The organism is Shimia sp. NS0008-38b, from assembly GCF_040370365.1.
Classification (GTDB): Bacteria; Pseudomonadota; Alphaproteobacteria; order Rhodobacterales; family Rhodobacteraceae; genus Shimia.
In genome coordinates this window covers 754,610-766,021 of record NZ_BAABWQ010000004.1, presented here as the reverse complement: position 1 = coordinate 766,021, position 11,412 = coordinate 754,610, and the positions used below count along the sequence as shown (strand labels likewise).

11 protein-coding genes are annotated in these 11,412 nt (G+C 54.2%); 8 read left to right on the top strand and 3 right to left on the bottom strand.

Translation table 11 applies throughout. The features are described 5' to 3' along the window. Window positions 1-433: 433 nt before the first annotated feature. The 3 genes from ABWV47_RS20440 to ABWV47_RS20430 form a co-directional block, all read right to left on the bottom strand. Window positions 434-955 (bottom strand): CBS domain-containing protein, encoded by a 522-nt coding sequence (locus ABWV47_RS20440; RefSeq protein WP_353315209.1) that lies wholly within the window; start codon window positions 953-955, stop codon window positions 434-436. A 331-nt stretch (window positions 956-1,286) separates the two neighbouring features. Next, on the bottom strand, window positions 1,287-1,535 hold the full coding sequence (nqrM, locus tag ABWV47_RS20435; RefSeq protein WP_353315208.1) for a (Na+)-NQR maturation NqrM: 249 nt from the start codon (window positions 1,533-1,535) through the stop codon (window positions 1,287-1,289). A 15-nt stretch (window positions 1,536-1,550) separates the two neighbouring features. Next, on the bottom strand, window positions 1,551-2,573 hold the full coding sequence (locus ABWV47_RS20430) for an FAD:protein FMN transferase (protein WP_353315207.1): 1,023 nt from the start codon (window positions 2,571-2,573) through the stop codon (window positions 1,551-1,553). A gap of 236 nt (window positions 2,574-2,809) precedes the next feature. On the opposite strand from ABWV47_RS20430, the gene ABWV47_RS20425 reads away from it, so the two are divergent. The 8 genes from ABWV47_RS20425 (at window position 2,810) to ABWV47_RS20390 (ending at window position 11,377) form a co-directional block, all read left to right on the top strand. Then, complete coding sequence (locus ABWV47_RS20425; protein ID WP_353315206.1) at window positions 2,810-4,153, top strand: Na(+)-translocating NADH-quinone reductase subunit A; 1,344 nt, start codon at window positions 2,810-2,812, stop codon at window positions 4,151-4,153. Between the two features lie 2 nt (window positions 4,154-4,155). Further along, window positions 4,156-5,355, top strand: coding sequence for an NADH:ubiquinone reductase (Na(+)-transporting) subunit B (locus ABWV47_RS20420; protein ID WP_353315205.1), 1,200 nt, complete (start codon window positions 4,156-4,158; stop codon window positions 5,353-5,355). Continuing rightward, a complete protein-coding gene (locus ABWV47_RS20415) occupies window positions 5,348-6,157 on the top strand; it encodes a Na(+)-translocating NADH-quinone reductase subunit C (protein ID WP_353315204.1) in 810 nt (269 codons plus the stop codon). Before ABWV47_RS20420 ends, ABWV47_RS20415 begins: the two co-directional genes overlap by 8 nt. Beyond that, a complete protein-coding gene (locus ABWV47_RS20410) occupies window positions 6,157-6,810 on the top strand; it encodes an NADH:ubiquinone reductase (Na(+)-transporting) subunit D (RefSeq protein ID WP_353315203.1) in 654 nt (217 codons plus the stop codon). Before ABWV47_RS20415 ends, ABWV47_RS20410 begins: the two co-directional genes overlap by 1 nt. Continuing rightward, the gene (gene nqrE, locus ABWV47_RS20405; RefSeq protein ID WP_353315202.1) at window positions 6,810-7,418 is read left to right on the top strand and encodes an NADH:ubiquinone reductase (Na(+)-transporting) subunit E; all 609 of its coding nucleotides are present in this window, start codon (window positions 6,810-6,812) and stop codon (window positions 7,416-7,418) included. The genes ABWV47_RS20410 and nqrE overlap by 1 nt, the downstream gene beginning before the upstream one ends. A 13-nt stretch (window positions 7,419-7,431) precedes the next feature. Next, window positions 7,432-8,655 (top strand): NADH:ubiquinone reductase (Na(+)-transporting) subunit F, encoded by a 1,224-nt coding sequence (gene nqrF, locus ABWV47_RS20400; RefSeq protein ID WP_353315201.1) that lies wholly within the window; start codon window positions 7,432-7,434, stop codon window positions 8,653-8,655. Between the two features lie 182 nt (window positions 8,656-8,837). Continuing rightward, complete coding sequence (locus ABWV47_RS20395) at window positions 8,838-9,440, top strand: NAD(P)H-dependent oxidoreductase (RefSeq protein ID WP_353315200.1); 603 nt, start codon at window positions 8,838-8,840, stop codon at window positions 9,438-9,440. After that, window positions 9,437-11,377, top strand: a complete 1,941-nt coding sequence (locus ABWV47_RS20390; protein WP_353315199.1) for a cation:proton antiporter domain-containing protein — start codon at window positions 9,437-9,439, stop codon at window positions 11,375-11,377. The genes ABWV47_RS20395 and ABWV47_RS20390 overlap by 4 nt, the downstream gene beginning before the upstream one ends. Window positions 11,378-11,412 lie beyond the last annotated feature (35 nt).

The following is an 11,412-nucleotide window of genomic DNA, read 5'->3' as shown; positions in this document are numbered from 1 at the left end:
CGGCATCAATGTGAGCGTTTTTGGTTAATGCAGCGGACTTGGACGTGCTGGTGGATACTTTTGTGTCAGAAGACATGAAGGCTCCTCCCTCGTTTTTAGTGTCAAATCTCCTCTCTCAGACGGTGAGGTCTGAGATCCCACCGGCAGAATAGGGATTTGTGAAAACAAGGGAATAAGCTTAAGAAACAAAAGGAAAAATCTGTGAATATATTTCCGATTGTTCCGAGTTTTTTGTCAATTAATTTACTTTTTACGTAAATTTTCCATATTTGCAAGGGCTTGATAGATCGTTGTTAAGCAATCAACGTCCGACAACTTCTGTGCAAGCGACGCATGTTGGTCGCTAACAATCTTTCAACCTGCAGGTCAATCTGGACACCTTGTTGCGGACGTCAGTGAGTTTGACGGGCGGTGCGGTGATTCTGAGTGGTGTTTATCCCACGATGAGTTGTTTGAGTTGCAAGGCCTCATGCTCAAGCTGCGTCAATCTGAAGTTTACCATATCGCCGATTGTGACCATGCCAACAATGCCAGTGGCATTGGTTGCTGGCATGTGGCGAAAACGACCAACCGACATCCGACGAAGGACGTCCACGATCAGATCATCTGGTGTGCACGTTTGAACGGCTGTGGTCATGACATCCTCAACTTTTTGAGGGAGCGTTTGGCCGGGTGTTTCTGCAAGTTTTCGCACGATATCGCGTTCCGAGAGGATGCCCTGAAGGGCTCCGTTGGCATCTGTCACCAGAAGCGCACCAATGCGTTTGTCACGCAGGATTTCTACAGCTCTCCCAAGGGTATCTTGTGGGCGAATGGCAAAAACGTCTTGCCCCTTTTGTTCCAGGACCATCTGCACCGATGCGGAGGCTGCGGACACATTGGAGCTTGTCGATTGGCTCATGGTCTTGGGCTTGGTGTCCGACTTTCTGTTTGGGGCTTGGTAGGAACTGGGCATGGGTTGGCTCCTTGCGTGTGAAGTGCTCAGGCGGTATGGCACCAGCCTAACCGCAAGTTTTGCCTTTTGGGGAGTTTTTCTTTGCCCGAGCTTACACTTTCCCCGGCGATAGCCACCGTGTTGTTTGTGCTTTTTTGCCTTTCAGGCCACCGTTTTCGGCGTGTTTGGAAAGATGAAGGGCCGCGCTGGCAGTTTTGGGTGTTTGGTGTGATGGCTGTTGTCTGCCTGTTTCCAATCGCGTTTTTGCCAATCTCAACGGGCTAAAACGCGCGCAAACACCGCCAAAATCAACGTCTGTATTGCGTCGGTATCACGGTGGTATTGCGTAGGGTCAATTTTGAGCCGTTTGCTCGGCTTCCATCTGCTCCAACATCTTGCGCGCACGGGGACATTGCAAGCGGTCACGCAGTGGGCTGTCTGGATCAATGTCTTTGGAACACACCACACATTTGTCGGCGCCGCTGATTGCATTTAGTCCGCCACAAGAGCCTTTGATTGTTTTGCCCATCATCATCACACCCAATGACATGCCAAGCGTGACCAAGAGCAACAGAACAAATGCGATGAGGAAGGTTTCCATCCGAGGGGGCGCCTTTTATCCGAGTTGAAGCACATCAAACTGTGTGCTTGCCACGGAAACAAACTCTTTGCTTCCGGAGCTGATGTTTCTGTCAATGAAGAACGCGGCGATGCCCCGAGCTTCGGCGATCTGAATAGCGCGTTCTGTGCCAAGTGCAAGTAGCGCGGTGGCCCAAGCATCTGCCAACATCGCGTTTTTCGCAAGCACGGTCACGGACGCGGTGCTGTGTGTAACCGGACGCCCCGTGTTGGCATCCAGTATGTGTGAGTAGCGCACGCCGTCGTGCTCAAAATAGTTGCGGTAGTCGCCTGAGGTCGCCATTCCGACATCCGACACCCCAACGACTTTTAGAATGCTGCGCTGGAGCGCATCTGGCGTTTCGATGGCGATTTGCCAAGGGGTGCCTTCGGCATTGTGACCGGACGTCATTATGTCGCCGCCAATTTCCACCATGTAATCTGTGATCCCATGGGCGGCGAGCGTCTCGGCCACCTGATCTACACCAAAGCCTTTGCCAATGGCAGAAAGGTACATGCCCGCGCCGCTCACATGTTTCGTGAATGTGGTGCCATCAAACGCAAGTGTGTCGGTCAACCCCACAAGTTTCTGTGCATCCGCAATTGCGGCTTCGGGCGGAATGGTGCCGGGAGGTCGGGTGGCGCCAAACCCCCAAAGATCAATCAAAGGCCCCAAGGTGATGTCAAACTGCCCATCGGAGGCCAGAAACACATCTTGAGCTGTGTGCATCAGGGTGGCCATGTCGGACGATAGCGTCGCAGTGTCTCCGGCAGCCAGTGCATTTAAGCGCGACACCTCTGAGCGGCTGTTCCAGTTGGACATCTTTATATCCACATCTGTAAGGGTTGCCTGAACCGCTGCTGAGAGCTCAGCCTCTTTCATGCCAGGTGCGTTCACGCCCACAATAGTGTAGGTGGTCCCCATGGTCTGACCAGTCAACAGAATATCCGCAGCGCCGCGTTTGCAGGCGGCGAGGGCGAGAGCCATAAAGATAAAACTGCGGCGCGAGAGGGTGGTCATTGGGTGCCGGTTCCGTCTGATCGGATTCGATATGGTTGTTTGACAGCGAGGTGTTGCTCAAAACGCAGTCTTTGGACCGAGGCAATTTGCTGCGGTTGCACATTATTGCTCCCTAAAGAGAGAAACAATAGTAAAGCGGCAGGATTGGGACTGGCTGTTTGGCAAAACTCCGCGTATACGCGGGCGCAATCAGACACCAAATTCGTAAGATGAACTAACGACAGGATGGCATTGGCGTGCAGCATTTTGCGCTCAAAAAAGGCCTGAACCTTCCGATTGCCGGCGCGCCCGGTGACGGAATCCATGAGGGAGCAGCGGTAAAGACCGTAGCTGTCTTGGGGGCCGACTATATAGGGTTAAAGCCACGTATCGCCGTCGCCGAAGGCGACGTTGTAGGGGCAGGGGCGCCGATTTTGGCGCATAAAGACACTCCAGAAGCTAAGGTGGTTGCACCGGTGACTGGTCGCATCAAAGCGATCAACCGGGGTGCGCGGCGTAAGCTGTTGAGCGTGGAAATCGAGGTGGACGCGAGCGCGGCGGAGCCGGTTGATTTCTCGTCCGTCGGCGACGCAAGCACCCGCGAAGGTTTGGCGGAGCGTCTTTGCGCCGCTGGTCTATGGACTTCGTTCCGCACGCGGCCTTATTCCAAGGTCCCTGCGGGCAACGCGATTGCTGATGCAATCTATGTGAACGCAATGGACACAGAGCCGCTGTCGGCGGACGCGGCTGTGGTTATTGCGGACGCGGGCGATGCGTTTGCCAAAGGTCTCGCCGCTGTGGCCATGCTGACCGAGGGCAACACCTACCTGTGCCATGAAAATGGAGTACAGATCGCCGGTGCCGATGTGGCTGGCGTAACGGTTGCGACCTTCTCTGGCCCTCACCCGGCCGGTCTGGCCGGCACGCACATGCATTTCCTTGAGCCACCAAGCGCCAGCAAAGTGGTTTGGACCATTGGCTATCACGATGTGATTGCAATTGGTCGCCTCTTGGAAACAGGAACGATTGACGCGTCGCGTGTTGTTGCGCTCTCTGGGCCACTCTGTTCCAATCCGCGTCTTGTGCGGACCCTAGATGGTGCGTCGTTGGCAGAGTTGACGGTGGGTGAAATCCAGAGCGATGTGCCAGTGCGATTGATCTCTGGCTCCATCCTGAGCGGGTATGCGGGCGAGGCTGTCGAGACCTATTTGGGACGGTATGCACGTCAGGTCACGGTGATTGAAGAAGATCACAAGCAGATTCCGATGGGCTGGATTCGTCCGATGCCGAGCAAGTATTCTTTCTTGCCGGTGTTGGGGTCTGCTTTTGCGAAAAAGCTTTACCCGCTGACCAGCAACTTGAACGGTGGACGCCGTGCAATGGTGCCACTGGGCACGTTTGAGCAGCTGATGCCGCAGGACTTCCTGCCCACTCAGCTGACACGTGCGCTTTTGGTGATGGACACGGACGAAGCTCAGAAGCTGGGCGCATTGGAATTGGACGAAGAAGACCTTGGTTTGATTGGCTTTGCCTGCCCTGCAAAATATGAATATGGCGAAGCGCTGCGGGACAGCCTCACCAAGATCGAACGGGAGGGCTGATTATGGGGTTACGTAACTTCTTTGATCGGATCGAACCGAACTTTGTCAAAGGCGGCAAATACGAAAAGCTGTTCCCCATCTATGAGATGATCGAGAGCTTTATCTATACGCCCAAAACAGTCACGACTGCGGCGCCACATGCGCGCTCTTACGTCGATATGAAGCGGATCATGACCTATGTCGTGATCGCGACGATCCCGTGTATCATCATGGGGCTGTTCAACGTTGGTTTGCAGGTCAACACGGCCTATGAAGCTGTGCCACCTAGCGGATGGCGTGCGGCGATCATTTCAGCGCTCGGCATTGGGTTTGATGCAAGCAATCCGCTGGCGAATTTTGCACATGGTTTGCTGTATTTCCTACCGATTTACATCACAACATTGGTTGTGGGCGGCATCTGGGAAGTGATTTTTGCCACTGTGCGTGGGCATGAAGTGAACGAAGGCTTCCTTGTGACTTCCATGCTGTTTGCACTGATCATGCCGCCGTCTGCGCCGTTGTGGCAGGTGGCGCTGGGTATTTCCTTTGGGGTGGTGATCGGCAAAGAGGTCTTTGGCGGCACTGGTAAGAACTTCCTCAACCCGGCACTGACAGGCCGTGCATTCCTGTATTTTGCCTACCCGGCAAACATGTCAGGTGACACGATTTGGACCCCGGTGGATGGCTTTTCTGGCGCAACCGCATTGTCGGTATCCGCCTCTCAGGGCTATGAGCAGTTGGCCGCGCAGGGCATGAACTGGATGAATTCCTTTGTTGGTGTGGTTCAGGGCTCGATTGGGGAAACCTCTGCTTTGGCCTGTCTGATCGGGCTGTGCTTCCTGCTGATCACCAAGATTGCCAACTGGCGTCTGGTTGTTGGCTGTATGGCGGGCATGATTGGCTTTTCGCTTCTGCTCAACATGATTGGCTCTGACACCAACCCGATGTTTGCCATGCCGTGGTACTGGCACTTTGTTGTCGGCGGCTTTGCCTTTGGTCTGGTGTTTATGGTGACCGAGCCCGTGTCAGCCAGCCACACCAATATGGGGCGCTATATTTATGGTGCGCTGATTGGGTTCATGGTGGTGATGATCCGTGTGATCAACCCAGCCTTCCCGGAAGGTATGATGCTCGCCATTCTATTCGGTAACGTTTTTGCGCCATTGATCGACTACTTTGTTGTTCAGGCCAACATCAAACGGAGGGCGCGTCGCAATGTCTGATGTCCCCAATGACAACAAGGGCCCCATTGCCCGTTTTCTGGCCGCACCGCCAGATAGCGTCGGCAAGACGGTCTTTATCGCGGTAACCCTTTGCCTTGTGGCGTCGATGATTGTGTCTGCGGTCTCCGTAGCACTGCGCCCATTGCAAGAGCAAAACAAACTCAAAGACAAGCAGGCCAATGTTTTGCAGGTTGCAGGTTTGTTTGAGCCGGGCATGGATGTGTTGGAAGGCTTTAGCGTCTTTGAGCCTCAGGTGCTGGAGCTGGAAACCGGTCTGTTCACCGATGCTTTTGATGCGGCGAGCTTTGATGACCGTGCGGCCGCTTCTGATCCTGAGCTGTCCGTTGCGCTCAGCAATGACCCGGCGGGTATTGGGCGCAAATCCAAGTTTGTGACTGTCTATTTGTTGCGCAATGACGATGGCAGCCTAGACAAGGTAATTCTCCCGATCCACGGCTATGGATTATGGTCCACGCTTTACGGCTTTATCGCGTTGGAAGAGAACGGCAACGACATCTTTGGTCTGCAGTTTTACAGCCATGCTGAGACACCTGGTCTTGGGGCTGAAGTGGACAACCCACGTTGGAAATCACTGTGGAGTGGCAAGAAGCTGGCGGATGATGCAGGCGAGTTGCAGATCACCGTTGCCAAATCGGTGCCGTCCGCGGGTGCCGAGCACCACGTTGACGCTTTGGCTGGCGCGACACTGACCTCTGTGGGGGTTGACAACCTTGTTCGTTTCTGGATGGGCGAAGCAGGATTTGCACCCTTCCTTGAAAACCTCAAAGCAGGAGAGATCTGATGGCCCAAACCAAGAGAGACCTTCTGATCGATCCGTTGGTCGACAACAACCCAATCACATTGCAAGTGCTCGGAATCTGTTCGGCGTTGGCGGTGACCTCCTCGTTGCAAGTCGCCTTTGTTATGGCTCTGGCGGTGACGGCGGTGACGGCATTCAGCTCTATGTTCATCTCGGTGTTGCGAAACCAGATCCCCGGCGCGATCCGGATCATCGTGCAGATGGTGATCATTGCCTCACTGGTGATCATCGTGGATCAGGTGCTCAAGGCCTATGCCTATGACATCTCCAAAACGCTGTCGGTGTTTGTGGGACTGATCATAACCAACTGTATCGTAATGGGCCGCGCGGAAGCCTTCGCCATGAAGAACCCACCGCTGGACAGCTTTATTGACGGCGCGGGTAACGGTCTTGGCTATGGGGCGTTGTTGCTTGTTGTTGGCTTTATTCGAGAGCTTTTTGGCGCAGGTAGCCTGTTTGGCATCACTGTGCTGCCAACGGTGAACAATGGTGGCTGGTATGTGCCAAACGGCATGCTGCTTCTGCCTCCGTCTGCGTTCTTCATCATCGGGCTTCTGATCTGGGCTGTGCGCAGCTGGAAGACAGATCAAGTGGAAGCGCGTGAATACAAAATTCAAGTTGTGGAGGGCCACTGATGGAAGGGCTTCTCTCTCTGGCCGTAAAGGCCGTTTTTGTTGAGAACCTCGCGCTCTCTTTCTTTCTTGGAATGTGTACGTTTATTGCGGTGTCCAAGAAGATTTCGACTGCGATTGGTCTGGGCATCTCTGTGATGCTGGTGCAGGCCATTACGGTGCCGACCAACAATCTGCTGTTGACCTATCTTCTGGCACCGGGCGCCCTATCATGGGCCGGTTTCCCGAATGTTGATCTGACCTTCCTTGGGCTGATCTGCTACATTGGGGTGATTGCGGCGATGGTGCAGATCCTTGAGATGGTACTCGATAAGTTCTTCCCGCCGCTCTACAACGCGCTGGGTGTGTTCTTGCCGTTGATCACTGTGAACTGCGCAATCTTGGGTGGTTCCCTGTTCATGGTGGAGCGGGACTACAACTTTGCGGAAAGCATGACCTATGGCATGTCTTCTGGTTTTGGTTGGGCGTTGGCAATCACCGCGATGGCGGGTGTGCGCGAAAAGCTCAAGTATTCTGACATTCCCGATGGTCTTCAGGGCCTAGGCATTACCTTTATCACCGCGGGACTGATGGCCTTGGCCTTTATGTCATTCTCCGGCGTGAAACTCTGAGGGGGCAGGTCATATGGAAACCTTTACTCTAGGTGTTGTGCTCTTCACCCTGATCGTTTTGGCGCTGGTCACCATCATTTTGGCCGCACGATCGCGTTTGGTGTCGTCGGGTGATGTGAACATCACCATCAACGGCGAAAAAACCATTTCGGTTCCAGCTGGTGGTAAGCTGTTGCAGACACTTGCGGAACAGAAGCTGTTTGTGCCGTCTGCCTGTGGCGGTGGTGGTACCTGTGCGCAGTGCCGGGTGCGTATCCACTCTGGTGGTGGGTCAATCTTGCCAACCGAAGAGGGTCACATCACCAAACGTGATGCAGCATGTGGTGATCGCCTGTCGTGTCAGGTGGCCGTTAAGCAGGACATGGACATTGAAGTTCCCGAAGAAGTGTTCGGCGTGAAAAAGTGGGAGTGCACCGTGCGCTCCAACGAAAACGTGGCGACCTTCATCAAGAACTTGGTGCTGGAATTGCCTGAGGGCGAAGACGTGAACTTCCGCGCGGGTGGTTACATCCAGATTGAAGCGCCAGCGCACAAGTTGACCTACAAGGACTTCGCGATTGAGGAAGAGTACCACGAGGACTGGGACAAGTTTAACCTGTGGCAGTTTGAATCTGCGGTGGCCGAGCCGGTGGAACGTGCGTACTCAATGGCAAACTATCCGGATGAAAAGGGCCTGATCATGCTGAACGTGCGGGTGGCTTCGCCTCCGCCCGGCAGCCAAGGAATCCCGCCGGGTCAGATGTCGAGCTACATCTTCAATCTGAAGCCCGGTGACAAGGTGACGATTTCTGGTCCGTTTGGCGAGTTCTTTGCCCGCGATACCCAGAAAGAGATGGTCTTTATCGGCGGTGGTGCTGGTATGGCGCCAATGCGCAGCCACATCTTTGATCAGCTCAAGCGCCTTCAAAACCGGGATCGTAAGATCAGTTTCTGGTACGGGGCGCGGTCTAAGCGGGAAATGTTCTTCGTTGAGGATTTCGACGGTCTGGCCAAAGAGTTTGACAACTTTGATTGGCATGTGGCGCTCTCGGACGCGCTGCCGGAGGATGACTGGAACGGCTACACCGGTTTCATTCACAACGTTCTGTTTGAGGAATACCTCAAGAACCATCCCGCGCCAGAGGATTGTGAGTTCTACATGTGTGGCCCGCCCATCATGAACCAATCGGTGATCAACATGCTGCTTGATCTGGGTGTGGACCGCGAAGACATCATGCTTGATGACTTTGGCGGGTAAATCGGACCCAACGTGATGGAAACGCCGCTCCTTGGAGCGGCGTTTTTCTTTGAGCGAAGGGACTCTGAGCGCGAGCAGTTTGCGCGCTTGGCTGGCAGCGTATCTGATGTCATGGTCACTGGAGGGCACTTCTGTTCGACTTCAAGTGTCATCGGAACTGCGAATAAAAGGGCGATTTGAAGATGCGGGTTTTGGTTTATCAGGCACATCCTGGGGTGCAGCACTCCATGGCCAACAAAGCCATGAATGCGGCGTCTCAATCCGTTGAGGGCGTTGAGTTTGTGGATCTCTACGCACTCTATCCCCGCTTTGACATTGATGTAGAGCGAGAGCAGGCTCGGATTTTGGAGGCTGACGCAATCTTATTTCAGTTCCCGCTGTTCTGGTATTCTTCGCCTTCGATTGTCAAAGAATGGCAGGATCTGGTGCTGGAGCATGGATTTGCATATGGCCGCGAGGGAGACAGCCTGAAAGGCAAAATTTGGTCGATGGGGATCACCTGTGGTGCCCCGATTGAGGCCTACAGTGAAGAGGGCTACAACGGGTTTGCGCTCCGAACGTTGCTCACACCGATGGAGCAGACTGCTCGGCTTTGTCAGATGACCTTTTTGCCGCCTTATGTGTTGTACGGTGCGCTGGCCAAACGTGAGGCTCAAGACCTTAGTTCACATGCCGAAGGATGGCGTAAGTGGTTGATCGCGATGCGTGATGACAGGTTGGTCATGGCTAAGGTGCGCACATTTGACGTCATACAGAAGCACGATTTGCACGAGGTAATCTCATGACCAGTTTTCTGATGTTGGCGACAGTGTTTTTGGTCGCGGGTGTGATCGCTGTGCCGCTTGCCTCGCGTCTTGGACTTGGGTCGGTGCTGGGTTACTTGATTGCTGGAATCGCGATTTCTCCCATCTTGAATTGGCTGAGTGTCGATATCATCCAAATTCAGCATTTCGCAGAGTTTGGCGTGGTCATGATGCTGTTCTTGGTTGGGTTGGAGTTGGATCCCAAGATGCTCTGGGCCATGCGGCAGCGTTTGCTTGGTTTGGGCGGGTTGCAGGTTGGCGTCACCATGGTGCTGATTGCGGGCATTGCCATCGCGTTTGGCCAGCAATGGTCCGTGGCACTGGCACTTGGGATGGTGTTTGCCCTGTCTTCAACAGCCATCGTTTTGCAGACACTCAACGAAAAAGGAATGATGAAGTCGCAAGGCGGGCAGGGCTCGTTCCAAGTGCTTCTGTTTCAGGACATTGCCGTGATCCCAATGCTGGCACTTTTGCCGCTGTTGGCGTTGCCAGAGCTGTCAGAGCAGGCCTCTCATGCCGCGGACAGCCACGGGGCGCATGCCGGTGAGGGGCACGGGGGACACGACAATATGAGCTTGGTGGACGGGCGTCCAGGGTGGCAGGTCGGGCTGATCACTTTGACGGCTATTGCTTCTATCGGGGTGATTGGCAATTTCTTGACGCGTCCGTTGTTCCGTTTTGTGACCATGGCCAATCTGCGCGAGGTGTTCATTGCGACGGCTCTGGCGTTGGTTGTGGGAATCGCATTGCTGATGACTTTGGTGGGGCTCTCCCCGGCACTGGGCACGTTTTTGGCAGGGGTTGTGCTGGCCAATAGTGAGTACCGGCACGAGCTTGAAAGTGACATCGACCCGTTCCGAGGGCTGCTTCTGGGTTTGTTTTTTATGACTGTGGGTGCGGCGATTAACTTTGGCCTTTTGGGAGAGCACCTGTTCCTTGTGGTCGGAATTACGCTTGGTGTCATGCTTCTCAAAGCGGCCGTGCTCTATGGATTGGCGGTTGTGTTCAAGCTGGAGGGGGCGGACAAGTGGTTGTTCACGCTCGGATTGGCGCAGGCGGGCGAATTTGGTTTTGTGTTGCTCAGCTTCACAGTGACCAACAACGTGATCCCACAGGAAACTGCGCAGATTGCTTTGTTGGTGGTCGCCCTTTCGATGTTGCTGACCCCGGCGCTTTTTATAGCTTACGAACGTCTCATCCTGCCCAGGCTCATCGATGAACAGGACATTGAAGCAGATGACATCGATCATCGCAGCAAGATCATCGTGGTGGGGTACGGCCGGTTTGGCGGTGTGGTGGCGCGGATGCTGCGCCAGATTGGCGAGCAACCAGTGTTGGTGGACTACTCTGCCAAACAGATGGAAGCACTGCGCAAATTTGATGTGAAAGTCTTCTTTGGTGACGGGACACGCGCCGATTTGTTACATGCGGCAGGAATCGATGATGCTAAGATGTTGATCATTGCGATTGATGGCAAGGATCAGGTGACCCACCTTACCGAACATGTCGCACGCCATCATCCGCATGTGCATATTGTGGCGCGGGCATATGATAGATCCCATGTGTACGATCTCTATCAAGCAGGCGCACAAGACATCATTCGCGAAACCTTTGACAGCGCCGTGCGCGCTGGCCGAAGTGCCTATGAAGCTTTGGGCATTCATCCTTACCAAGCAGAACGACTGGCGCAGAGATTCAAAAAAATCGATCGTGATTTGCTCGTATCCACGGCCTCAGCCCACAAACCGGGTGTGCCCATCTCTGAAAACGAAGAGTTTGTGGCGCTGACCAGAGAGCTGAATGCGCGGATGGACGAAGAGATTCAAAACGCCAAATTGGGCTTTGGTGTGGAAGGTGCTGAGGAATGGATGCCGCCGCCTGCAAATCTCAAAGTTGATGATCCGGACGCAAAGGGCTGATCTGTGGCAAATGGTCTGTTTTTAAAAGGTGCATT